Here is a 23,178-nt window from a genome sequence, read left to right on the forward strand (position 1 = left end):
CCTTTCCCCTCGAGCCATGAACCCGATCCCCTTCTGTCGCACTATTACGACGACTACGACGTGAGATTCCGGTCCCTCGTTCCCGAGTACTTCATTCCGGGCGAAGGGCTGTGGGAGATGCCCCTGTGGGTCGCCCATCTGACCGCCCTGCTCGACACCGCGGGAATCGCGTCCGCCTTCTCCGACCTGTCGAGAACGCCCGCCGAGCCGGACGCCTGCGCCGCCCCGCTGCTGGCCGCGACGGCCCCGGGCGATCTGGTCCTCGTCTCGCCCCTCGCCCAGAACTTCCGCCTCGCGCTCGACGTGGCCGGGCGCCTGGAGCGCGCGGGGCGCCGGGTCGTCCTCGGCGGCAACATGGCCCCGCTCGCCCCGGAGGGCTCCGTTCACGCGGTGCACCGGGGGCAGCTCGACAACGCCTTCGTGCGCAGGCTCGTGGGGCTCGCCTCGGGGGCCGGAGGCGGCCTGGCGAAGCCTCTGCTGCCGGGGCTCGCGTCCGAGCCGATCACCTGGGCGCCCGACTACCGCCACCTCGGCGGCTACCAGGGGCAGGTGCCCCTGCTGCGGCTCAACGCCAGCCATGGGTGCCTGTACCGGTGCTCGTTCTGCGGGGACGCCTGGAGCAAGCAGCTCACCCTCGTGGACAAGAACGCGCTCGCGCGCGAGGTGGACGAGCTCACCGCCCGCTTCCCCGACACCCGGCTGATCTACATCGGCGACAAGACCTTCGGGCAGTCACGCGAAGCCGTGGGCAACCTCCTCGACGTCTTCCGCGACCGGCCCGGATACCGCTTCATCGCGCAGACCCATGTGATGCAGGTGAGGGAGTGGATCGTCGACGCCATGCGCGAACTCGGCGTCGTCGCCGTGGAGCTCGGCTTCGAATCGGCCGACTCGCAGATGCTGAAACGGCTCGACAAGCTCTCCAGGGGGCTCGACGACTACACCCAGAAGATCCACCGGTTGAACGACGCGGGCCTGAAGGTCGTGCTCAACATGATGGGCGGACTCGACGAGGAGACGGAGGCGTCGCACGACCAGACCGTGGCGTGGCTGAGGGACAACCGTTCGGCGCTGTGGCTCTTCAATCTCTACAATTTCGTGCCCTATCCGCTCACCCCCGACTTCCCGAGGCTGCGTGAGCGCATCCTCGACTGGGAATTCGCCCACTGGCGCGAGGACGCGCCCGTCGTCTACCGGCCCCGGCACCTGTCTCCCGCGGCGAGCTGGGAGCTGTTCCAGGAAAAGATCAGCACGGCGCACGACATCATCCGCGCGCCCATGACCGCTTCCACGCCCCCGCGCAGATGAGGTGACATGACGGAACTCCCCGACTTCGCAGCGCTCGTGTCCGCCGTCGCGGCGGAGGACTTCGACGCGGAGCCGCTGCCCGGATGGGCGGGCGTCGCGACGCTCTTCGGCGCCCCCACCGCCTCCCCCTCGGCAACGGACGCCGACGCCGGAACGGGCCTCGGCGCGGACCTGGGCGCGTGCCTCGGCGCGGACGGCTGGGCGGTGGCGGGCGTCCCGTTCGACGCCACCGCGAGCTCAAGGCCCGGAGCCGCCGAGGGCCCGCGCGCCATCCGCCAGGCGAGCCTGGTCTTCTCCAGCTATCTGACGAGCCTGGGCCAGTGGCCGATGCTCGACACCCGCACGGGGCAGACGTTCCGCTACCGCGCGCCGCGCGTCGCGGACGCCGGTGACCTCCATGTCTTCCCCACGGACACGGTGCGGACGTTCCAGGCCGTGGCGGCCGAGAGCCGCCGCCTGAGCCGCGCCGCGCCCCGCCTGGTCTTCCTCAACGGCGACCACTCGTGCACCTTCCCCACGTTCGCCGGATTCCGCTCGGGGCGGCTCGACCGCGGGGCGGGGCGCGTGGGGTTCATCACCGTCGACCACCACTTCGACTTCGGCAACTGGAGCGCGCTGCACGGGCCGCTGTACCACGGCTCCAACTCCCGCAGGATCAGCGAGATCCCGGACATGCGCCCCGAGGACATGGCCTTCGTCGGGGTGGGCGACGTGACGAAGTACGACCAGTACAGGGGGCTGATCGACGCGGGCTTCCACGTCGTCCCCGGCTCCCGGATCGCCAGGGACGGTGCCGCCGCCGCCCTGCGCCCCCTCGTCGACGACCTCGGCTCGCGGTGCGACACCGTCTATGTCTCCCTCGACATCGACGTGCTCGACAGCGCCGCGGCCACCGGCACGGGCCATGTGACCATGGGCGGCATCGGCACCGGCGACCTCCTGGACGTCTACGAGGCGCTTCGCGCGCTGCCCGTCGGCGCCCTCGACGTGGCGGAGGTCGCGCCCCGCTACGACCCCTCGGGCAGCACGGCCCAGATCGCTGCGCGCCTGCTCTTCGAGTTCCTCTTCCGCGCCGAGTGCGCGCCCTCGGGGCTCGCGCCCTGGTCCCGCGCCCCGTCCGACGATCCCCTGGAGCGCCGGTGAGATTCACCCCCGCCGCGGCCCAGTTCGACTGCGCCGGGCTCGCCGCGGGCCCCGGGCCCCGGCGCGAACGGGCGCTCGACGACCTGGCGGCCGAGGCCACCGGCGTCATCCACCGGGTCGGCCTGGCGGTGTTCCGCATCGGCCGCCTGCGGCTCGGCGTCGAGGAGAGCCGCGGGCTGGCGAAGGCCCTGGCCGAACGGCTCCGCGCCGCGCTGATCGCCCGCGGCGCCCCCGCGGCGATGCGGCTCGAGGTGGACAGGCCCCAGGCGACGCACGTCCCCGAGGGCTTCGCCACCCGCACCCTGCTCCCGCACCACGACGGCCAGCACTGCTCCTATCTGACGCCGAGCACCCACGATGTTCCCGAATGGGCGCCCGCCTGGCGGGAGTTCGGCGGCTCCGGCTGGACCACCACGCCCGCGCACAAGATGTACCAGGGCATCTTCCTCCCCGACGTGGGCGAGGGCCTGAGCGTCACCACGTACTACGACTGGCTCGGCATCATCGACGACGTGCGCGAGCGGCGCGGCATCGGCCCGGGCGGCGACCGGCCCGCCGCCGCGGCGCGATGGCTAGGCGCCAACCTCCGCGCAAGCCTCGCGCGTCAGCCAGAACACGGCTGCGCCTACCCGTCGTTCGGCGCCATGCTCGGCCTGGACGAGCCGTTCTGGCACGGCCTGTCGTTCCACCACGCCGAGGCCGAGCTGACGAAGGAGGAACGGGTCCGCTACCCCGCCGCCGTGCCCCTGGCCCGGCGCTGCGCCTGCGGGGAGTGCGAGGGGGAGGCGGCCCGCCTCTTCTGCCACCAGGTGCTCACGGCCACCGGGCTGACATGGCGGAGGTTTCGGAGCCGCTGGGAGGTCCTCGCCCCCGGCGAGCGCTGCGACCTGCTGTTCGGCCACAACCTCACCACGCTGCACGGCGGCCTCGCCGGCGGCCCTGGGCGGATCATCGAGCCGCTGTGCCTGGTCGTGGACAGCCCGTCAGGTCCCGCGTACGAGCGGTGGCTGGCCGCGTCCTGGCGCCGCACGCTGCCGGAGGCGCCATGATGCGAGGGCCCGCGGCCGACCGGACCGCGGGGCCGCCCACGACCGAAGGACATCCCAGGGTGCACAGCGACAGTGAGCGTTCCGCCGCGTTGGACCGCCTGGCCGAGCGGTGGGGCCTGAAGGGCCTCGAACGCGTGGGCGCAGGTCTCGAGTTCGCCGTCTACCGGGCCCTGGCCCGCGACGGCGCACCCGTCGCGGTGCGCCTCGCCCACCGGCGATTCGACGCGAACGCCAACGACCCGCACGTGGACACCAGGAGCCTTCTCCGCCAGGAATACCTGATCACCAGGCACCTGGCCGACCACGGCCTGCCGGTCGCGGAGCCGAGGGAGCTCGTCCTGGGGGACGACCCGGCGTCCCCCGACGTTCTGCTGTCCGCCTACGTCCCCGACGACGGGTCGGCCCTCGACTCCTTCGCCCTCGGGGGGCTCCTCGCCCGGCTCCACCGCCTCCCCCCGCCGCGCCTCACCCCCGTGGCGGCCGAAGGAATGTCCACCGCGAACGTGCTCGCCGCGCGCATCCGGCGCCGCTGGGCCGAGGTCGGCCGGCACGTCGACGACTGGCCAGGGCCCCCGGACGCGTCCCGCCTCGCCGAAGCGCTCACCGGGGTCGCCGAGCGCGCCCTGGTCCACCTCGACGTCCGCGGCGACAACATCCGACGCCGCCATGGGCGCCCCGTGGGCCTCATCGACTGGTCGAACGCGCTGCTCGGCACCCCGGCCGTGGAGTACGGGCGTCTGATCGAGTACGCGCGCCACCCCGAGAACCAGCTCGACCTGGCCGCGATCCGCCGGGGATACGCGGCGGAGGCGGGAGAGGCGGCCACGGCGTTCGAGCGCGACCCCTGCCTGCCGGTGTGCCGACTCGACGCCGCGCTGATGCTCGCCCTCGTCTTCCTCAGCGAGGCGCCCGACCCGACGCGCGGCCCCGAGGCGGCCGACCGCGCGCGGGAGTTGGCGCTCGGGCTGGGCGCGCCACGGGAACGGCGTTGACCGAGGCACGGGTGGCGACCGCGGGCGCCCCCGCGCGGCCCCCCACCTACCGCGCGGTCCTGGGCATCCCCGCCTTCAGGCGGTTCTTCGCCAGCCGCGCCGTCTCCCTCGCGGGCGACGCCGTGGTCCCCACCGCGCTCACCCTCGGCCTCGCCGAACGCGGCGGCGGAGCCGGATGGCTCGGCGCCCTGCTCGCCGCGGCGCTGGTGCCCAAGCTGCTCTTTCTCACCCTCGGCGGAGTGGCGGCCGACCGCAGCCCCAAGCTGCCGCTCATGGCCGCTTCCGCGGTCGTCTGCGGCGCGGCCCAGCTCCTCTCCGCGCTGCTCCTCGTCACGGGCGGCGGCCTGGGGTGGGTGCTCGCCTGCCAGGCCGGCTACGGCGTCTCGGCGGCCCTCGGCCACCCCGCCACCTTCGGCTACCTGCCGCACTGCGTCGGGCCCGAGCACCTGGGAACGGCCAACGCCCTGCTCTCGGCGTGGATCGGCGCCGCGGCGCTGCTCGGGCCCGCCCTGACCGCCGCGCTGGCCGCGCTCGGCAGCCCGTCCCTCGCGCTCGCCCTCGACGGGATCTCCTTCCTCATCGCCGCGCTCCTGCTGACGGGGCTGCCGCGCGGCGGCCCCACGGGCCGCGTCCCCGGCGGCCTCGCCGCCCTCCGCGAGGGCTGGTGGGAGCTGCGCCGACTCCCCTGGCTGCTGCGCCTGACCGTCATCAACAGCCTGGTGCTGCTGCTGGTCACGGCGCCGTTCATGGTCCTCGGTCCCGAGCTGGTGCTCGACATCTCGCCGAACGGCTGGGCGCTGCTGATGCTGCTCTTCGCCGCGGGCGAGCTGCTCGGCAGCCTGGTCGGCGGGCGCCTGCGCCGCGACCGGCCGCTGCGCGACGCCGCCCTGTGCCTGCTCGGCATGGGGCTGCCCCCGCTGCTGCTCGCCACCGGGTCGGGCCTCGGGCCGCTGTGCGTCGCCGAAGTCCTCGCGGGGGCCGGGATCGGCGCCCACACGACGCTGGTCAACACCGCGGTGCACCGTTCGGCGACGCCGGAACGCCTCTCCCGCGTCTCGTCCCTCGCGTCGCTCGGAACGTTCGCGTTCCTTCCCCTCGGCTATGTGCTGGCCCCGGCGCTTGCCGCGTTCCTCGGGCCCGCGCCCCTGCTGTGGGCGGCGGCCGCCTGGACCCTGGCCTCGGTCGTCACGCTGGTGTCGAGCCGCGAGCTGTGCGCGTTCCGCGGGCCCGAGCGCGTCCACGAGGTGGCCGGATGACGGGGGAGACGTCGCGCGTCGAACGCTTCGAGCGCGTCCAGCGTTTCGAACGGGTCGGGGACGCCGCACGGGGCGGCTCGGCGGCGCTGCTCTCCGGTGGCGTGGAGCACTCCCTCGCCTGGTTCGAGGCCGAGGAGGGAAGGATCAGCCCGACCCACCACTATCTGGCCGTGCGGGGCGCGCGGGGCGCCGTGGCCGCGCTGGCCGCCTGCTACCCCGTGCCCCACACGGCCGCGCACCGCGCCTACGCGGCCAGGGAGGTGCTGCTCGGCGACCCGTGCCGGGCGTTGACCGACCGGATTCCGGGGGACGGGCAAGGGGGCGGGGAGCGGGGCGGGGAGCGGGGCGGGGAGCGGGCCGCGGCCGAGGCGCGGCTCGCGGCGCTGCGCGACCGGCTGCCGCCCGCCGCCACGGACACCCTCGCCGTGGTCACGCCGGGCTCCGTCCGCCCCGGGGTGGTCGGCCGCCCGGCGGGCACCAGGGCCGAACGCCTCGCGACCGTGGGGTCGCTGGTGACCGCGGTGGAGGAGCTGGCCGCCGAACTCTCCCTGCCCGTCGTCCTGTTCGGGCACCTCAGGGACGAGCCCGCCGATGCCGACCTGCACCATGTCCTGGGCGCCCGTGGCTACGCGGCGGTCACGGTGGGCGCCGACGCGGTGCTCGACGCGCGCTTCGCCGACCTCGACGCCTACTTCGCGAGCTTCCCCGAGCGCCGGCGCAGAGCGCTCCGCAGGGAGCGCAGGCGCTTCCTCGATGCCGCCCCCGGCGTCACGCTGCACGGGCCCGAAGGGCTCACCCCCGACCTGGTCCAGCTCCAGCTCGACCGGTACCGGCGCTATGGCCACCGCGGCGACGCGGGCGCGGTCATCGACCGCTTCGCACGGGCGGCGCGCATCCCCGGGCTCAAGGTCCTCAGGGCGGACGCCGCGACGGGGCCGATGGGCTTTGTCGCCTTCTACGAGGACCTGCCGGGGCGCAGGCTGGTCCCGCGGCTGGGAGCGGCCGTTCGGGCGGACGCGTTCAGCTACTTCAACGTCACCTACTACGAGCTCGTCGCCCATGCCGCCCGGCTCGGCGGAGTGCGCATCCACTACGGCGACTCGACCTACCGGGCGAAGACCCTCAGGGGCTGCCGCCTGGTCCGTCTCACCACCTATGTGCGCAGCCCCGACCCGCGCCTGAACGCGCTGCTGCGGGACGCGGGCGCCCTGCGCACCCGGCTCGAGGAGGGGGAGCTGCCCGCCCTCGCCCACGGCACGGCACGACATGGCACGGCACCCGGAAGGCGCGACGCATGACATCGGCGGACCAGGCTCAGGTCCCTGCCCAGGACCCTGCTCAAGACCCTGACCAGGAGCCTGTTCGGGACCGGGCCCCTGCCCGGGCCCCGGCGGGCGCGCGGCGCCGCGGGCGGCCCGCCGGTGTGCTCTTCGACGCGGCGGACACGTTGTTCACCCTGTCCCCCTCCCTGCCCGAGCTGGTCACCGAGCTCGTCGGGAGCCATGGCGGCCCCTGGGCCCCCGACCGGATCGGGCGTGCCTTCGACGGCCTCGGCCCGTTCGACTGGCCCGACGACCAGCCCACGCATGACGCGCGGCTGTGCGCCTGGGCCGCCTTTGTCGAGGGGCTGCTCGAGGCGTCGGGCATCGAGGGGATCGACGCGGCCCGCCCCGCGATCGCCAGGGCCGCAGCCGCGGTGGTCACGCAGCCGCGGCGCTACGGCGTCTTCCCCGATGTCGCCCCGGTCCTGGACCTGTTGGCCGCCAGCGGGCTGCCGGTCGGCATCGTCTCCAACTTCGACGAGCTGCTCTTTGACATCCTGCGGGCCACGGGGCTCGACTCGTGGTTCCCGGTGGTGGTGACGTCCTACCGCACGGGGGTCCCCAAGCCCGACCCGCTGATCTTCGGGGAAGCCCTGCGCAGGACCGGCATGGATCCCGCGCGGACGTACCACGTGGGCGACTCCCTCCACTCGGACATGGGCGGGGCGCGCGCGGCGGGCCTACGCGGGGTCCTGCTCGACCGGACGGGCGCGCACCCGGGGTACGCGGGGGCCAGGATCGCCTCGCTGCTCGACCTGCCCGCGCTGCTTGGCCTTGGAACGCCCGCGCTCCGCGAGGAGTTCGGCGACGACGGCGGGGGCGACGGCGACGACGGCGGCCATGGCGGCCGTGGCGGCCGTGGCGGCCGTGGCGCGATCAGCTCGCCCGGGCGCGCGGCTCGTTGATGCCAGCCCCGCGGGCGAGGGACACGGTGGTCACCGGGCTCGGGTTCTGCCTGCCGGGACCCACGGGGCCGACCTTCACGGCGGAGGACGTGTGGCGCATCGCCTCGCGCGGGCAGATTTCACCGCTCCAGGGGAGGTGTCCTTCAGGGCGGTGCGGCTCACCCCGGCGATGTTCGACGAACGGCTGCCCGGCATCCCGGCGTTCTTCTCCCGGCACTACACCCCCCGTGCACCGCTACGGCCTGGTCTCGCTCGCCGAGGCGTGCGCCGACGCCAGGCTCGAACATCCCGTCCGACGTGCTCGCCAGGACCGCCGTGCTGGTCGGCCGCGGGTCGGTCGACACCAACGTCGGCAGCTGTCTCTCCGTCCTGCACGCCGACCCCGAGACCACCGAACCCGCCGCGGCCACACACCACGGTTGTTCATGGGGGGCGCGTGAATCGCACATTCAGGCCGCCCGACGGATGCACGACGCCGCGCTCCTGACGCGGCCCCCGATTGCCGCCCATGGGAGGGTGGCTACCCCCGGGGACGGCCGAGCGCCTACAGTGCCACTCGGCCGAACCCCGGCCACGACCGGAACGCACCGCGCGAACGGGAGCGGACGCATGGCTGAAAGGACCGAGGCGCTGGTCGTCCAGCACACGCCGGGCGGCGGCCCGGGACGGTGGGCCGGGTGGCTCGCGGAGGGCGGGCTCGACCTGCGCGTCGTGCACGCCTACGCGGGCGAGCCGCTGCCCGGCAGGCTCGACCACGCGGCGCTGCTCGTGCTCGGCGGCGCCTATCTGCCGGACGACGACGATCGGGCGCCCTGGCTGGCGCCGACCCGCGGGCTGGTGCGCGACGCGCTGGACCGGGAGACCCCGATGGTCGGGATCTGCCTGGGCGGCCAGCTGCTCGCGACGGTCGCGGGCGGAGCCGTGCGGGCCGAGCACGGGGAGCCCGAGTTCGGCAGCACGCGCCTGACGCTGCGCGCCGAGGCGGCCGACGACCCGCTCTTCCACGGGCTGCCCACGCATCCCCCCGCGATCGAGAACCACGTCGACGCGATCGTCCGACTCCCCGAGGGCGCACGGTGGCTGGCGCGCAGCGAGCGGTGCCCCCACCAGGCGTTCCGGGTCGGCGCGGCGGCGTGGGGCGTGCAGTTCCACCCGGAGAGCAGCCCCGAGCGCATCGCCGACTGGTCCACCGAGCGCCTCGAACGCCACGGGGTGGACCGCGACGAGCTGCGCCGCCGCGCCACCGCCGACGCGGCGGCCCTGACCGAGGTCTGGCGCGAAGTGGCCCTGCGCTTTGCTGCGTTGGTCAGAAAGCGCGGTTGAGCCCCGCCCCGGGCGCGGACGTCGACCGCCCTCGTCGGCAGCCCTCGTCGGCGGGGAACCGGGGGCGGGCCCTGGGGCGCCGGTTCCCGTGGGGTGAGGAACGGATGGAGATCCTCTGGATCCTGGCGTCGGTGGCCTTTCCGATCATCGTGACAAGGGTCGCGGGAGGCGGGAGCAACGGCCCGCACACGGGCTCGCACCACGGCGGCGGGGACGGGGACGGCGGCGGGGACGGGGACGGGGGCGGGGGCGGCTGGGCTGGAGAAGGCAGCGGCGGCGGAGACGGCGGGGGCGGGCGGGCCGGGCGGTCGCCCGGGCCGCGGGAGCCGAGGACCACCTCGTGCCCCGCGGCGGCCCAGCCGGTGGCGAGGGCGCGGGCGGCGTTTCCCGTGCCGAGGATTCCGACGCGCATGCCGCGACGGCAACCAGCCGCCGCCGCGCGCCGGATCGGGCGGGAGGCGGAGCCGCGCGGGACGGCCGGACGAGGCCCGTTGGCGTAGTCCTGGGCCCGCCCCGGGCAATTCGCCCCGGCGCGGGGCGCGAACGCGGTGACGATGGGGCCGATCCATCGAGTCCATCGAGCGCGGGCCATCGGGCCGGGACGGAGTGAACGGTGACAAGACCGGGGAGCATGGTCATCCGGGGCGGAACGGTGCTGGTCGGGCCGCCCGCGACGGGGCGGTTCGAGCGGGCCGACGTGGTGGTGGCCGAGGGGCGGATCGCGGAGATCAGGCCGAGCGGCGCCACGGCTCCCGACGGCGCCGAGGTGCTGGACGCGACGGGCCGCTTCGTCCTGCCCGGCTTCGTCGACGCGCACCACCACCTGTGGCAGACGACGATGCGCGGGCTGACCGCCGAGTGGGACCTCATGGACGTGCTGTGGTCGATGCGGCTGCACCACACCGCGCTGCACGGCCCCGACGACGTGCACGCGGGCACGCTCGCGGGCGCGCTGGCCGCGTTGGAGGCGGGCACCACCACGACGATCGACGTGGCACACGTCATCACCACGCCCGACCACGCCGACGCCGGGGTCAACGCCATCCGCGAGTCCGGCATCCGCGCCGTGTGGGCCTACGGGCTGACCACCCCGCCATCGGGGGAGAGCGCTTTCCCGAGTGAACGGCAGCGGATGGCCGACGTCGAACGCGTCCGCGGCACCTACTTCCCCGCCAGCCGCCCCACCGACCTCCCCGCCGACGAGACACCCGCGCCCCGCGTGGTGATGGGCCTCGCGGCCAACGAGATCGGCAGCGTTCCCTGGGAGACCACGCGCGGGGAGTTCCGCCTCGCCAGGGAGCTCGGGGTGCTGCTGACCGCGCACACCAACGTGTTCGGCGGGCCCGAGGCGCCGCACGAGATCGCGTGGCTGCACCGCGACGGGCTGCTCGGCCCGCTCCAGCTGCACGCGCACGCCACGAGCAGCACGGACGAGGAGCTGCGGTGGCTGGCCGAGTCGGGCGCGGCGGTGGCGAGCACGGTGGAGACGGAGCTCCAGATGGGCCTGGGCCACCCAGTGTTCGCGCGCGCCGCGGCGGCGGGGGTGACGGTGGGGCTCGGCACGGACATCCAGTCGAACAACTCGGGCGACCTGTTCGCGCAGATGCGGCTCGCGATGCAGTGCGAGAACGGCCGCAGCGCGCAGCGGCGGCTTGACTCGGGCGGCGTCGGGGCGCTGCGCGGCACGGCGGTGCGGCCGCGCGACGTGCTGCACCTGGCGACGCTCGGCGGGGCGCGGGCGCTGGGCCTCGGCGACGTGACGGGCTCGCTTGAGCCGGGCAAGGCCGCGGACCTCGTGCTGCTGCGGCACGACCGGCTCTACCACCGCCCCGTCGTCGACCCGTTCGCCACGGTGGTGCTGCACTGCGGCCCCGGCGACGTGGACACGGTGCTGGTGGACGGCGAAGTGCTCAAACGCGATGGACAGTTGACGCGGCGAGACGCGCCGAGCGTGATGGGGCTGATCGACGCGGCGGCGCGGCGCCTGCGGGACGCGATGGAACGCGAGGGCGGGCCGCGCCTGCGCCGCCCCGACGACCTGCCGGAACGCCTCGCGGAGCGGCGCGCGGGCAACCTCCCCGACTGGGCGGCCTGACGGCAGGGAAGCCGTTCGGACGGGGCGATCACTCACGGCGAGGGCCCGGCGTCCGCCCCGTCAACGGCGGGCGGCCCGCGCCCTCGGCCTTCGGCCGTGCCTTCGGCCCGGCTCTCCCGCCCGGGCTCTCCCGCCCGGCTTGACGCCTCCGCCATGAGTGATGGAACACTCAGCTGACCCCCAGCACCGCCCGACGTCGGCTCTCGACCGCCCAGGAGCGCCGCGAGACCGTGCTCGCCACGGCCATCGGCGCGTTCGCGGCGCGCGGGTACTTCGGCACCTCGACCGTCGACGTCGCCAAGCGCGCGGCATCTCGCAGGCCCATGTCTACCGGTCGCAGGCCCATGTCTACCGGCTGTTTCCCGACCAGGAGACGCTGTTCGTCGCCGTCGTGGCGCACTGCTTCGCCCGCGTGCGCGCCGCCCTCGAAACGGGGCCGCGCGGGCCGACGGCAGCTCTCCCGAGGCCGTGCTCTCGGCGATGGGCCTGGCGTACGCGGAGCTGATCAGCGACCGTGACCTGCTGCTCCTCCAGCTGCACGGGCAGGCCGCGGCCGTCTCCGAGCCCGCGGTGCGCGAGGCGATGCGCGCCGGGCACGCGCGCCTGGTGGGGTATGCGCGCGGCGCCTCGGAGGGCTCGGACGCGGAGGTGCGGCGTTTCTTCACCGTCGGCGCACTGTGTCACCTGGTCGTCTCCCTCGGCGCGGACGAGGTGGACGCGCCCTGGACCAGGACGTTGAACGAGGGCATCCGCCACCCCTGACCCCGGGGCGTCGTGGTGAGCGGGCGGTCGCGATGGCGTAGGTGAAGCCCTGGGGAACGCGCATGGCGAGGTCGAGCTGGCAGTTCTTCCTGAAGTCGGTGGGCGACGCACCACGGCCCACCCGCGCGAGGTAGTCGCCGTAGGTGACGGTGAACGGCGTCGCCCGGGGCTTCGAAAGGACAGGGGACGAAGGTGACAAGGTGCGGAACCAGTTGCCCCGGGGACCCGTGGCCCGCGCACCCAGGTGACCCGTCCGGGTGGTTTGACCGCGCGGCGGGGGGCGGCGGGGGCCCCGTACGCTTACCGTCCGGCGCATGAGCGGCATCCAGGAGATCATCGGTCGGATCCGGCAGGAGCTGGACGGGGAGTTGAGGGAACGCGTCCTGAAGGAGCTGGCCGGGCAGCCCCGGGCCTGGCTCGTCGACCAGCTGCTCACCGAGACGCTCGGACCCGCCGCCCCCGCGCCCGCCCCGCGTCCCGGCCCCGGCACCGTCGAGCACCCGTGCCTCGACGTGGCCGCCCTCGCCGAACTGGTCGAGCGCTACCGGGCGTTGACCCGCGAGGGGATGGAGGCCGAGGGCCTGCTGATCGGGCCTCCGGCCAAGGGCGGCGAGCTGATCGGGCCCGAACGCCGGTCGGCGGCGGGCGCCGAACTGCTGCACGAGGCCAAGGACATGCTGCACGCGCTGCTGTTCGGCACGCCCGATGACGGGGTGTATCTCAACCGCGTGGGGCGGGAGTCGCTGACCATCACCGTCCCGCGCGCCAAGGCGCACAGCATCGCGTTTGCGCTGCGCGCGGCGACGGAGACCGACGCGGAGGGCACATGGCGCGCCCCCGCGAGCCCACCCCACGACGACCGCGCGCCCAACACCCTGCTCCAGGTCGAGTACGGCGAGGTCACCGAGGAGCTGGTGGGCAACGGGATCGCGGCGTGCCTGAAGGTGATCAACAACCTGGAGATCAACGAGCACGTGCTGTACGCGCGGATGGAGAGCGTCGAGCCACGAGGCCCTGTGCCCTGCGGGCCGCTCGGGGACTGCGGTCAAGGGGGCGAGGGCCAAGGGGGCGAGGGCTGAGAGGGCGAGGGCTGAGGAAGCAGGTTGAGGGGAACGGCGGCTACGGTCTTGGCGTCCTCCCGTTCGCCGTCGGCCGGGTGTCGGGGGGTGGGGCGGTGCGGGTCAGGGCTTGGCACCTACGGGGGAGGGGCGTCGGGTGTGCGGCCGTCTCGGTCACCGGGCTATTCCGTTGTGGGCCGGGAGCGTTCGCCGAACGGGCGCGGCCGCGTCCCTCGTCGGCGGCCGACCTGCCGGTGGTCGGTTGCGGTGGCGCGCGCCCTTCGGGCCCGCCCTGGCCGCCGCCATCGTCGTTCACCGCGCGCACATCGAGCTCAGGGAGCATGCCGGTCCGGGACGGGCGCACGCGTCGTTCAGCGGGCCCGCTCGCGCTTATGCCCCGCTTACGCGGGGACGGGACCTCTTCCGACACGCGGCACGTTCTGTTCAACACACCCCGTGCCCTGTGTGATGAACGCGCCACGTGGGACCGGTAGCCGCCGCTCGCAGGGCACGTCTCAGGACAGCAACCCCACCACCCACCGATGGAACTCCGTGATGTGATGCTCCGTGGGCACCAGCACCCCGCCCCGCCCATACGCACGGGAGTGCATCCCGAGCTGGGTCCGCTCACACGCGGCGAAGTCCTGCTCGTTCACCCGGTGGAACAGCTCGACCGACGACGACACATCGGCGCCCTCGTCGATCACCTCCGCCGCGTACAGCCAGTCGCACTCCACCCGCGTCCGGTCGGCCGCCAGCGGGAACATGCGGTGCAGGATGACATGATCGGGCACAAGGTTGATGAACACCTGCGGACGGACGGTCGCGGCGAAGTAGCGGCGGTCCTGGTCGTCGGCCAGGCCGGGCAGGCGGCCGAAGCCGGGGCCGCCATCCACGGTGAACCCCTCGGCCCCCGCGGCGAACTCCGCGCCGTGCCCCACCTGCGACTGCGCCGCGTAGCCCCCGGCGAACTCGGGTAGCACCGCGACCAGTTCGGGATGGATCGTGGCGCAGTGGTAGCACTCCATGAAGTTCTCGACGATCAGCTTCCAGTTGGCCCGGACGTCATAGCCGATGCGTCTGCCGAGCACCAGGTCCTCCGGCCGGTAGCGCCCGACCGCGTCCGCGTCGCCCAGGCGCGCCGCGACCGAGCCGATGACGGTCTCGTCGAACGACGGCGGGTCCTCCGCCAGGCACACCCAGGCGTAGCCCATCCACTCCCGCAGCGCCACGTCGACGAGACCGTAGGCGGAACGGTCGAGTCCCGGCAGGTCACGGAGGTTCGGCGCGGCGACCAGGCGGCCGTCGAGCGCATAGGTCCAGGCGTGGTACGGGCAGCGGAGGTTGCGCCGCACCTGTCCCGACTCCTCCGTGCACAACCGCGCGCCCCGGTGGCGACACACGTTGAGGAACGCGCGCAGCGCGCCGTCGCGCGCGCGGGCGATCAGGATGCTCTCGCGCCCCACGGTGACCGTGCGGAATGAGCCGGGCGTCAGCAGGTCCCCCGCGCGCACCGCGCAGAACCAGCGGGTCTCGAAGATCAACTCCTGCTCGCGGCGGAACGATTCGGGGTCGGTGTAGGCGCGGCCCGGCAGGGTGGGCAGCAGTCCGGTGGGGGTGAGCGGCGACGTGGTCATGACTACCGGCCTCCCAGCCGGTCCGGCCTGAACAGCGCGATGGGGTGCGCCGTCGCGCCGGTGAGGGCCAGATCGGCAAGGATCTCGCCGACGACGGGGACAAACTTGAAGCCGTGCCCCGAGAAGCCGCAGGCCACCGTGACGGCCTCGTGCGCGGGGTGCGGGGCGATCACGAAGTGCTCGTCGGGCGTCGTGGTGTACATGCAGGTGACAGCCCGCAGAAACGTTCCTGGGAGGGACGGCAGCCGCGCCCCGGCCGCGGCGGCCATCTCGGCGACCTCGCGCGGGTGCACGGTGCGGTCGATGGTGTCGGGGGTGCACACGCTGCCCTTGCGGAAGAACGCCACCTTCGCGCCGCCGCCTGGGCCGTCGATCGCGGGGAAGCCGTAGACCTGCTCGCCCGCCGCGTCCTCCCAGATGTAGACGGGATGTCGCTCGGGGGCGTAGGGGCCGACGCCGCCGTCGGGCTCGAACCAGTACATGATCTGCCGCTCGATGGTGAACGGGACGCCGAGATCGGCCAGTTGCTCGGGCGCCCAGGCACCCGGGGTCACCACGAGGTGGCCCGCGGTGTAGGTGCCGCGGGCGGTGGTGACGCTGACCCCGCGCCCCGGGGAGAGCGCTCTCCAGGAGGTGACCGGCTCGTCGAACCGCAGCTCCGCGCCCGCCGCCGTGGCCAGCTTGAGCTGGGCGCCCACCGTCACCTCGGGGCGCAGCAGCCCGGCCCTCGCCTCGTGGAGCGCCACCTCGTCGTCGCCGGGCGCGAACGTGGGGAAGCGGGCGCGGATCTCCTTGGCGTCCAGCATCTCGTGCGGGAGGTCATGGGCGAGGGCCGAGGCGAGGCTGCCCGAGACGGTGCGGCTCTCGGGGTGGCCGATCATCAGCCCGCCGCACAGCACCGCCACGTCGTCGCCCGCCGCGCGCTCGAGGCGCGCGTACAACTCGTAGCTGCGCAGCAGCAGCGGAACGTAGGCGGCGCCCTCGAAGTAGGACTGCCGCGTGATGCGCGAACCTCCGTGGCTCGACCCGCGGTCGTGGACCGGGCCAAACCGTTCGAGGCCGAGGACGCGCGCGCCGCGCGCGGCCAGGTGGTCGGCGGCGGCGCTGCCCATGCCGCCGAGGCCGAGCACGATGACGTCGTAAGCCTTGGCCATGACTCTTCTCCTCGTGGGACTCCCCGCCTAGCGGCGGATGCGTGCCATCTCAGGGTCCAACAGCGGCTCGGCGCGGACGGTGGCGGGCACCTTCTCGCCGAAGTACGCGATGTGCACGCCCGTGCCGGGGACCGCGAGATCGGCGGGGAGCCAGGCGTAGGCGATGGCGCGGCCGACCGTGTAGCCGTAGCCCGCGCTCGTGACGTATCCGACGGGTGACGTGGCCGCGCGCCCGGGGCCGCCCGCGTACACCGGCTCGTTGCCGAGCACGATGGCGGCGGGGTCGTCCAGCGTGAGGCACGCGAGCCGTCGTTCGACCGCCGCCCCGGATCGCTGGGAGAGCGCTCTCCATCGGGGTCGGGAGAGCGCTCTCGGGTGGGAGAGCGCTCTCCCTCCGATGAACCCCTCGCCCGTCCCCTCCTCGCGCCGCACCGCGAAGGCAAGCCCCGCCTCGTACGGGTCGTGCTCGGTCGTCATGTCCGTGCCCCAGGCGCGATAGCCCTTCTCAAGGCGCAGGCTGTCGAACGCGCCGCGCCCCGCCGCGATCACGCCGTGCCGCCGCCCCGCCTCCCACAGCGTGTCCCACAGGCGCGGGCCGAGGTCGGCGGTGGTGTACAGCTCCCAGCCCGACTCGCCGACATAGCTCACCCGCAGCGCGGTGACCGGGACATGGCCGATGTGGACGCGCCGCGCGGTGAAGTAGCGGAACGCCGCGTACGACACGTCGATGTCCGCCAGCGGCTGGACCAGGGCGAAGGACTCGGGCCCCCACACGCCGACGCAGCAGGTGCCCGCCGTGATGTCGGTGACGGCGACCGAGCCGTCCTCGGGCAGATGGCGGCGCAGCCAGTGGAGGTCGAGCGGGCCGTTGCAGCCGATCTGCCAGTGGTCGTCGCCCAGGCGCGCGACGGTGATGTCGGAGCGGATGCCCCCGGCGTGGTCGAGCAGCAGGGCGTAGACCACCGCGCCCACCCCGCGGTCCACGCGCCCGGTGGTCAGCCGCCGCAGGAACGCGAGCGCCCCGGGGCCGCGCACATCGAGGCGGGTGAGCGGCGTCATGTCGAACAGCGCGACGCGCTCCCGCGTGGCCAGCGCCTCCGCGGCGACGATCGGCGACCAGTGGCGCGCGGCCCAGGGGTCGCGCGCCGGGGCGGCGCCGGGCGCGAGCGCGTCGGCGAGCGGGGCGTTGGCCTCGAACCAGTGCGGGCGCTCCCAGCCGCCCGACTCCAGGTGGTACGCGCCGAGTTCGAGGTGCCGGGGGTGGAACGGGCTGGTGCGCAGCGGCCGGGGCCGCTCCATCGGCTGGAGCGGGTGGATGACGTCGTAGACCTCGACGAAGTTCTGGGCGCCGCGCTCGGCGATGTAGCGCGGGGAGAGCTGGACGTCGTGGAAGCGGTTCACGTCGCACGCGTGGACGTCGATGGAGGGCCGCCCTTCGGCCAGCCACTCGGCGACGGCGCGGGCGACACCGGCCGAGTGCGTCAGCCACACCGCCTCGGCGAGCCACAGCCCCGGAACGTCGGCGACCTCGCCGATCAGGGGCATGCCGTCGGGGGTGAACGAGAAGACCCCGTCGAAGCCGTGCTCGACCGACGAGTCGGCCAACGCCGGTACCAGCAGGGCCGCGTCGCGCCATGAGGGCACGAACTCCTCAGTGCTGAAGGGGAGTTCGGAGGCGGTGAGGTCGAACGGGTCGACGGGCATGGGCCGGTGGGCATAGCTGCCGATGCCGAGGCGGTCGCCGTGCTGCCGCACATACAGGTCGCGGTCCTGGTGGCGCAGGATCGGCAGGCGGGCTCCAGAGGCGAGCCAGGGCAGCGGCGCGGTCCTGGCGTACTGGTGGGCGAGTGGCTGGAGCGGCACGGTGACCCCGGCCATCGCGCCGATGACCGGGCCCCAAGAGCCCGCGGCCGAAACGACGACATCGGCGGGGAACGAGCCGCGGTCGGTGACCACGCCGGTGACGCCGCCGGGGCCGCGTTCCACGGCGGTGACGGTGTGGTGGCCATGGAACGCCGCGCCTCGGCGGAGAGCGCTCTCCGCCTGTTTCCGGCAGGCCAGGGCCGCGTCGGCGAGCCCGTCGTCAGGAGTGTGGAGGCCGCCGAGCAGGAGAGCGCTATCCAACGGCGGCCACAGCTCCGCGCACCGCCGCGCGGTGACGGTCTCGGCCGCGATGCCCCATGAGGCGGCGAGCCCGGCCCTGCGGCGCAGGTCGGCCGCGCGCTCCTCGGTGGTGGCGATCTCGAGGCCGCCGACGGGCGCGAAACAGCCCAGGGAGCGGTACTTCTCGATCGTGTAGCGGGCGAACATCGACAAAACGCGGGAGGGGCTGGTCGCGAAGACCAGGCCGGGCGCGTGGTAGCTGGATCCTGGCCCGGCGAACAGCGGCCCCCGGTCGAGCACGGTGACGTCCCGCACCCCGCGGGCGGTCAACTCGTCGGCCAGCGCGCAGCCGACGATGCCTGCCCCGATGACGACGACCCGTGGTCCCGCCTCCGCCGCCATGCCCCGCTCCTCTCACCGTGCGTTGCGCATGGCGCTGTGCGTTGCGCCTTGCGGAACAGGGTGGGATCGGGCGGGGTCACTGTCAAGGGAGGAACGTTGACCCACGGTAAAACCCTGGAAACGGCCGGAAGTCACCGCCCGGGAGTCGCGCCCGGGAGTCAGCCGCCGAAGCCCATGCGCCGGGACAGCTCGCCGCCCGCGGCGATGCAGCTCTCGGCCAGCTCGGACAGCCGTTCCTCGCCCATCCGGTACACCGGTCCCGAGACGCCGATCGCCCCGATCACCGTTCCGTCGTAGCGGCGCACCGGGGCCGCGACCGCGCTCAGCCCCTCCTCCAGCTCCTCGCGGGTGACGGCGAATCCGGCGGCGACGACCTGGGCGATCTCGGCGCGGAGCGCGGTCGGCGCGGTCACGGTGCGGCGGGTGAAACGCTCCCGCTCGCCGGTCATGAGGCGGTCCCTGACGTTCGCGGGCAGCGCGGCGAGCAGCACCTTTCCGCTGGCGGTGGCGTGCAACGGGGTGCGGCGGCCGAGCCAGTTGTAGGCCGAGACCTCGGCCCTGCCGCGCGCCTGCATGATGTTGACCGCGGCGTCGCCGTCGAGCACGGCGACGTTGGCGGTCTCACCCGTCTCCTCGGCCAGCCGACGGCACACGGGAGCGCTCTCCTGGGAGATGTCGAGGCGCATGGCAGCGGCCCCCGCGAGGCGCAGGATCCCCACGCCGAGGAAGTACTTGCCGCGCTCCTTCTCCTGGTCCACGAGGCCGCGGCTCTCCAGGACCCCGATCAGCCGGGACGCCGTCGACTTGTGCACTCCCAGCTCGTCGGCGATCTCGGTCACTCCGGACGCGCCGCTGCGGGCGAGCACCTCGAGCAGGGCCATCGCCCGCTCCACCGACTGCACGGATCCGGCCGACCCGCGCCGGTCGTCCGCTCCGTCTGCCATCGTCCGCTCCCCCCGCCCCTGCGGCCTTCCGTGGACGCCATCGTATGCGGCGCCCGGCGCCGGACCCCGGGCGCGCGTTCAGTCACGCGCCGGGGCGCGCGTTCGGTCGCTGGCCAGGGCGCGCGTTCGGCCGCGCGGTGCGTCGCAGGCCGCGCGGTGCCCGTCCATGGCGCGCCGCTCAGGGCGCAGCGCCGTCAACGTGGTGGTGAGGAAGTAGGCCGCGCCGCCGATCAGGAGGGCGGGGGCGACGCCAGCGGCCGCCACCGCGGCGCCCGCGACCAGGCCGCCGAACGGCATGCCCGCCCAGGAGAGCGCCCCGGTCAGCCCGGCGACGCGGCCGACGAGCGGGCGGGGGATCCGTTCATAGGTGACCGCGCCCGGGATGGGGTTGAGGAAGCCCGCGCCCAGGCCGCCGATCGCGAACACCGCCACCGCGACGCCCAGCGGCACGCCGCCCGAGGCGCCGAGCGCGAGCACCAGGAAGCGCGGCACGGTCACCAGGAAGCCCGCGAAGAAGACGGGGCGGCGCCTCAGCCGGTGCCCGATCGCCGCTGCCGTCAGGCTGCCCACCACCGCGGTGATGCCGCCCGCGCTCGCCAACAGGCCGATCGCCGCTGGGCCGTTGCCCGACTCCCGCGCCCACACGGGCAGCAGCACGGTGCTGGGGGCGGCGTCGATGAGGTTGGTGATGCCGATCATCACGACCACCGCCAACAGCAGCCGGTCGCGCCGGAGAAACGCCAGCCCCTCCCCGAACCGGGCCCAGTAGCCCTGGGCCTTGCTCCTCGCGCCCGGCCCCGCGCCCCATCCCCGCGGGCAGCGTCACGGCGATGACGAGTGAACCCAGCGCGAACGACGCGGCGTTGACCGTCAGCCCCGCCAAAGGCCCGAGCCACGCGACGAGTCCACCGCCCGCGGCGGGGCGATCGTGGCGGCGAGGCGTTCGACGACGCCCGAGAGGCCGGTGGCGCGTTCGAGCGGGACGCCGCACCGTTCCGCCGCCTCGGGGACCATCACCGCCTTGGCCAGGTCGCCAGGGCCGCGCGTCGCGCCCACCCCCGCGACAAGGACGGCGAGCAGCCAGAACGGCAACGCCCCCGCCATGTGCAGCAGCGGGGCGGGGGTCGCGCCGGTACGCGCCGACGACCGCGCGCAGCTCGTCGGTGAGCCGCCGCGCCTCCTCGGGGGTGAGCCGCAGGAACATGTCGCCGATGCTGAAGACGTCGCGCCACTGCGGGGGCATGGTCTCCAGCTCGTCGAGCGCCTGCTGCACGCGCAGCGCGCAGGACGTGGCGACCGACCGCAGATAGGTGAGGGCGGCCTCGGGCTCCTCGGCGGCCAGCCGTCGGCTGTCGAACCGGGTCATCCGGTGCACCGAACGCCACCAGCGGTCACGGGCGTTGCCCCGCGCGGTGTCCTCCTCGACAAGGCCCGCCGCGTCGAGCTGGCGCAGATGGTAGCTGGTCGCGCCCGAGGTCAGGCCCATGCGGGTGGCCAGCTGCGTCGCGGTGGCGGGGCCGAGCCTGCGGAGCAGGCCGAGGAGTTGAACGCGGACCGGGTGCGCGAGCGCGCGCAGCCCACGCGCGTCGAGGACGACGACATCGGCGCCGCGCAGCGGGTCGGACGCGCGCGGCTCTTCGGACTCTCGGTGATCCGAGGGCTCTCCGGGCTCTGTCACACCGCGCAGGCCAGATTGCCAGGAAGTCTTTGCAAAGGGACTCTGCAAAGAGCTGTGCAAGAATGCCAGGGAATAGGCGCCGGGCCGAGCCGTTATACTCCCCGTGACGTCTGACGGGGAGGAGGGTCGGTCATGGTGACGCGGCGCACCCCCCTGCCCGGCGTCGGCACCCAGTACGACATCGCCACACGAGGTGGACAGCACATCTCGGTGGTGGCACACGAAGACGGACGGCGGTTCGTCGGGTTCTACGACCCCGAGGACCCCGACTCCTGCCAGGGGACCGTTCCCCTGGAAGCGGAGGAAGCCGCCCGGCTGGCCTCGATCATCGGTCCCGAGCGGGCCGAAAGCGTACTGCCCGACGGAGAGTTCGGGCTTGACCTGGTCACCGAGCGGATTCCCATCGAGCCCGACTCCCCGTACCGGGGCAGGCCCATGGGCGACACCAAGGCCCGCACCCGCACCGGGGCCTCGATCGTCGCCGTGCTGCGCCGCACGGGGGCACACCCGTCCCCTGCGCCCGACTTCCGGCTTGAGGCAGGTGACACGTTGCTGGTCGTCGGCACCCGGGAAGGCGTCGACGATCTGGCCGACATCATCGCGGGCTCGTGAGGCACACCCAGCGAAGATCACGACCCGCACCTTGCAGCCGCCGGTGCGGCGCGGCTCACGGAAAGGTGCGGTGATCGTGCACGACACCACGACCATGCTGATCGAACTCGGGGCCGTCGTCCTCGGCCTCGGAATCGTCGGACGGCTGGCCGGGCGACTCGGGCTCTCCCCCATCCCTCTCTATCTCCTCGTCGGCCTGGCCTTCGGCCACGGCGGTCTTGTGCCTCTGTCCACGAGCGAGGGTTTCATCGAGGTCGGCGCCGAGATCGGCGTCATCCTGCTGCTGGTGATGCTCGGCCTCGAATACACCGCCAACGAGCTGGTGGACAGCCTGCGCACGCAGTATCCCTCCGGGGTGGTCGACCTCCTTCTCAACGCGACACCCGGCGCCATCGCCGCGTTCCTCCTCGGCTGGGGACCGGTCGGCGCGCTGGCGCTCGCGGGCGTCACCTACATCTCGTCGTCCGGCGTCATCGCCAAGGTCCTCACCGAGCTGAACCGCCTGGGCAACCGCGAGACCCCCGTCATCCTCGGCATCCTGGTCATCGAGGACCTGACCATGGCCATCTACCTGCCGATCCTGTCAACGGTGCTCGCGGGCGTCGGCCTGGCGAGCGGCAGCGTCACGCTGGCCATCGCGCTCGGCACGGCGGGCGTCGCGCTGTTCGTGGCGCTGCGCCACGGGCGTTTCATCAGCAAGGCCGTCTCGTCGGACAACCCCGAGATGCTGCTCCTGGTCGTGCTCGGCCTGACCCTGCTGGTCGCGGGCGTCGCACAGCGGCTCCAGGTGTCGGCGGCGGTGGGGGCGTTCCTCGTCGGGATTGCGCTCTCCGGAGAGGTCGCGCACACGACGCGCAGGCTGCTCACGCCCTTGCGCGACCTGTTCGCCGCGGTGTTCTTCGTCTTCTTCGGGCTCTCGACCGACCCGACCGACATCCCGCCGGTGCTGGTCCCCGCGCTGCTGCTGGCCCTGGTCACCGCGGGCACCAAGATCGCGACGGGCTGGTACGCGGCCCGGCGCGCGGGCATCGGGCCACGCGGCAGGTTCCGCGCGGGCGGCGCGCTGGTGGCACGCGGGGAGTTCTCGATCGTCATCGCGGGCCTCGCCTCGGCGACCGAGCCACGCATCGCGCCCGTGGCCACGGCGTATGTGCTGATCCTGGTCATCCTCGGCCCGTTCGCCACGCGGTGGACCGAGCCCGTCGCCCGACGGCTGCGGGAACGGCGCAAGAGCCAGGACTCCGCGTCCGAGGTAGTACACGAGGTCCGGCCCGCGGCAAGCTCCGGCGCCTGAGACACCTCGCCCGCGGGGCACCTCGGCCCCAGGGGACCTCGGCCCCAGGGGACGCGGGAGAGCGCTCCCCCAGTGAACGGCGCTCGCCCGGACACCTCGGAGAACGCTCTCCCCCGAGCACCTCGACCACGGGCACGCGCC

At 74.1% G+C, this 23,178-nt stretch carries 18 protein-coding genes and 4 pseudogenes; 13 read left to right on the top strand and 9 right to left on the bottom strand.

Annotated elements, in window-relative coordinates:
• Positions 1–60 precede the first annotated feature (60 nt).
• The 8 genes from DEH69_RS11420 to DEH69_RS11450 all read left to right on the top strand — a co-directional run bounded on the left by DEH69_RS11420 (position 61) and on the right by DEH69_RS11450 (position 9,298).
• Positions 61–1,308, top strand: coding sequence for a radical SAM protein (locus DEH69_RS11420; RefSeq protein WP_147255521.1), 1,248 nt, complete (start codon positions 61–63; stop codon positions 1,306–1,308).
• Positions 1,309–1,314: 6 nt separating this feature from the next.
• A complete protein-coding gene (locus DEH69_RS11425) occupies positions 1,315–2,451 on the top strand; it encodes an arginase family protein (protein WP_113686821.1) in 1,137 nt (378 codons plus the stop codon).
• Complete coding sequence (locus tag DEH69_RS31440) at positions 2,448–3,500, top strand: hypothetical protein (RefSeq protein WP_181727377.1); 1,053 nt, start codon at positions 2,448–2,450, stop codon at positions 3,498–3,500. The genes DEH69_RS11425 and DEH69_RS31440 overlap by 4 nt, the downstream gene beginning before the upstream one ends.
• 59 nt (positions 3,501–3,559) lie before the next feature.
• Positions 3,560–4,492, top strand: coding sequence for a phosphotransferase family protein (locus DEH69_RS31445; RefSeq protein WP_181727378.1), 933 nt, complete (start codon positions 3,560–3,562; stop codon positions 4,490–4,492).
• Complete coding sequence (locus DEH69_RS31450) at positions 4,489–5,748, top strand: MFS transporter (RefSeq protein ID WP_181727379.1); 1,260 nt, start codon at positions 4,489–4,491, stop codon at positions 5,746–5,748. The genes DEH69_RS31445 and DEH69_RS31450 overlap by 4 nt, the downstream gene beginning before the upstream one ends.
• Positions 5,745–7,046 (top strand): hypothetical protein, encoded by a 1,302-nt coding sequence (locus DEH69_RS11440; protein ID WP_113686823.1) that lies wholly within the window; start codon positions 5,745–5,747, stop codon positions 7,044–7,046. The genes DEH69_RS31450 and DEH69_RS11440 overlap by 4 nt, the downstream gene beginning before the upstream one ends.
• A 125-nt stretch (positions 7,047–7,171) precedes the next feature.
• Positions 7,172–7,975, top strand: coding sequence for an HAD family hydrolase (locus DEH69_RS11445; protein WP_181727380.1), 804 nt, complete (start codon positions 7,172–7,174; stop codon positions 7,973–7,975).
• Positions 7,976–8,584: 609 nt separating this feature from the next.
• A complete protein-coding gene (locus DEH69_RS11450) occupies positions 8,585–9,298 on the top strand; it encodes a type 1 glutamine amidotransferase (RefSeq protein ID WP_113686825.1) in 714 nt (237 codons plus the stop codon).
• Positions 9,299–9,602: 304 nt separating this feature from the next.
• On the opposite strand, the pseudogene DEH69_RS32600 reads toward DEH69_RS11450, so the two are convergent.
• Positions 9,603–9,710 (bottom strand): annotated as a pseudogene (locus DEH69_RS32600) (NAD(P)-binding domain-containing protein); the annotation flags it as partial.
• 201 nt (positions 9,711–9,911) lie between these two features.
• Here DEH69_RS32600 and DEH69_RS11460 point away from each other — a divergent pair.
• Positions 9,912–11,393, top strand: coding sequence for an amidohydrolase family protein (locus DEH69_RS11460; protein ID WP_147255523.1), 1,482 nt, complete (start codon positions 9,912–9,914; stop codon positions 11,391–11,393).
• A 169-nt stretch (positions 11,394–11,562) separates the two neighbouring features.
• On the opposite strand, the gene DEH69_RS32605 is transcribed toward DEH69_RS11460, so the two are convergent.
• Complete coding sequence (locus tag DEH69_RS32605; protein WP_258534596.1) at positions 11,563–11,694, bottom strand: hypothetical protein; 132 nt, start codon at positions 11,692–11,694, stop codon at positions 11,563–11,565.
• A gap of 179 nt (positions 11,695–11,873) precedes the next feature.
• Between DEH69_RS32605 and DEH69_RS32610 the strand changes: the two genes are divergently transcribed.
• Positions 11,874–12,155, top strand: a complete 282-nt coding sequence (locus tag DEH69_RS32610; RefSeq protein ID WP_258534597.1) for a hypothetical protein — start codon at positions 11,874–11,876, stop codon at positions 12,153–12,155.
• Between the two features lie 22 nt (positions 12,156–12,177).
• Here the strand turns inward: DEH69_RS32610 and DEH69_RS32615 are convergent.
• Positions 12,178–12,315, bottom strand: a pseudogene (locus DEH69_RS32615) (DUF4360 domain-containing protein); the annotation flags it as partial.
• A gap of 154 nt (positions 12,316–12,469) precedes the next feature.
• On the opposite strand from DEH69_RS32615, the gene DEH69_RS11475 reads away from it, so the two are divergent.
• Complete coding sequence (locus DEH69_RS11475; RefSeq protein ID WP_113686828.1) at positions 12,470–13,234, top strand: hypothetical protein; 765 nt, start codon at positions 12,470–12,472, stop codon at positions 13,232–13,234.
• Positions 13,235–13,728: 494 nt separating this feature from the next.
• On the opposite strand, the gene DEH69_RS11480 is transcribed toward DEH69_RS11475, so the two are convergent.
• The 6 genes and pseudogenes from DEH69_RS11480 to DEH69_RS32625 all read right to left on the bottom strand — a co-directional run.
• Positions 13,729–14,850: an aromatic ring-hydroxylating dioxygenase subunit alpha gene (locus DEH69_RS11480; protein ID WP_113686829.1), complete on the bottom strand. Its 1,122-nt coding sequence runs from the start codon at positions 14,848–14,850 to the stop codon at positions 13,729–13,731.
• A gap of 2 nt (positions 14,851–14,852) precedes the next feature.
• Entirely contained in the window at positions 14,853–16,004 is a 1,152-nt protein-coding gene (gene solA, locus DEH69_RS11485) for an N-methyl-L-tryptophan oxidase (protein ID WP_113686830.1), read from the bottom strand.
• Positions 16,005–16,031: 27 nt separating this feature from the next.
• Positions 16,032–18,509: an FAD-dependent oxidoreductase gene (locus DEH69_RS11490; RefSeq protein ID WP_113686831.1), complete on the bottom strand. Its 2,478-nt coding sequence runs from the start codon at positions 18,507–18,509 to the stop codon at positions 16,032–16,034.
• A 158-nt stretch (positions 18,510–18,667) separates the two neighbouring features.
• Positions 18,668–19,453, bottom strand: a complete 786-nt coding sequence (locus tag DEH69_RS11495; RefSeq protein ID WP_113686832.1) for an IclR family transcriptional regulator — start codon at positions 19,451–19,453, stop codon at positions 18,668–18,670.
• A 78-nt stretch (positions 19,454–19,531) separates the two neighbouring features.
• Positions 19,532–20,572: pseudogene (locus DEH69_RS32620) on the bottom strand (MFS transporter); the annotation flags it as partial.
• Positions 20,559–21,068 (bottom strand): annotated as a pseudogene (locus DEH69_RS32625) (helix-turn-helix domain-containing protein); the annotation flags it as partial. The pseudogenes DEH69_RS32625 and DEH69_RS32620, both read right to left, overlap by 14 nt.
• Before the next feature lie 195 nt (positions 21,069–21,263).
• Here DEH69_RS32625 and DEH69_RS11505 point away from each other — a divergent pair.
• Both DEH69_RS11505 and DEH69_RS11510 read left to right on the top strand, forming a co-directional pair.
• A complete protein-coding gene (locus tag DEH69_RS11505) occupies positions 21,264–21,743 on the top strand; it encodes a cation:proton antiporter regulatory subunit (protein ID WP_113686833.1) in 480 nt (159 codons plus the stop codon).
• Positions 21,744–21,819: 76 nt separating this feature from the next.
• Complete coding sequence (locus DEH69_RS11510) at positions 21,820–23,037, top strand: cation:proton antiporter (protein ID WP_113686920.1); 1,218 nt, start codon at positions 21,820–21,822, stop codon at positions 23,035–23,037.
• The last annotated feature ends 141 nt before the right edge of the window (positions 23,038–23,178 follow it).

This window comes from Streptomyces sp. PT12, from assembly GCF_003311645.1.
Classification (GTDB): Bacteria; Actinomycetota; Actinomycetes; order Streptomycetales; family Streptomycetaceae; genus Streptomyces.